Source organism: Acinetobacter sp. MB5 (assembly GCF_003261585.1).
Taxonomy (GTDB): domain Bacteria; phylum Pseudomonadota; class Gammaproteobacteria; order Pseudomonadales; family Moraxellaceae; genus Acinetobacter.
Genome location: NZ_POVU01000051.1, coordinates 1 through 580, shown reverse-complemented (window position 1 = coordinate 580; position 580 = coordinate 1). Strand labels below are relative to the sequence as shown.

General features: G+C 38.6%; 1 protein-coding gene. It reads right to left on the bottom strand.

The window, feature by feature from the left end:
* Positions 1-580 (bottom strand): OprD family outer membrane porin (locus C1A47_RS17555; RefSeq protein ID WP_162625989.1); only part of this gene is annotated, 580 nt, incomplete at both ends.

Below are 580 nucleotides of genomic sequence, written 5' to 3'. Positions count from 1 at the left end.
AACGCGCAGGTACCGTAAGGATAAACCTTTTAAGTACGGTTGCTGAAATGCATAGGTCAAGAGCACATCTGATTCACTTTCCAGATTTTTACTGCCATTTGCGGCTTTGAAGTGGTTCCCATAAACATATTTCACTTTCACATTAAAACCAGGGATATAATCTTTAAAATCATAACCATATATAAAGTGATATGACCTTTCCTCTTTCTTAAAGAATCCAGCGGTAACCCAGTCAATAAAATAAGATTCTGGCATGTAACCATCTGGAATTGGATAAGCCGATTTTCCTGTAATCTCCTGATAGCCTAATCCAAAGGTCTGATTCTTGACCTTGAGGGTTTCAAGTAGCCCGATATTTTGTGCATCGATATCAAAGGTATGGCCATCATTCTTGGCATTAAAGTATTTAAACTTGCTGTTCAGAGAGAAGTTCTGCTGTTTCCACGTATGCTCTAGGCCAACATAATGTTTGTTAAACAGTTCCTGCATATTTCCGAAATAATATTCGCCTTTCAGAGATGGAGAAAACTGGTAACGCAGGTCAATATAGTTCAGGCCATCAGAATACTTGGTGATGCCA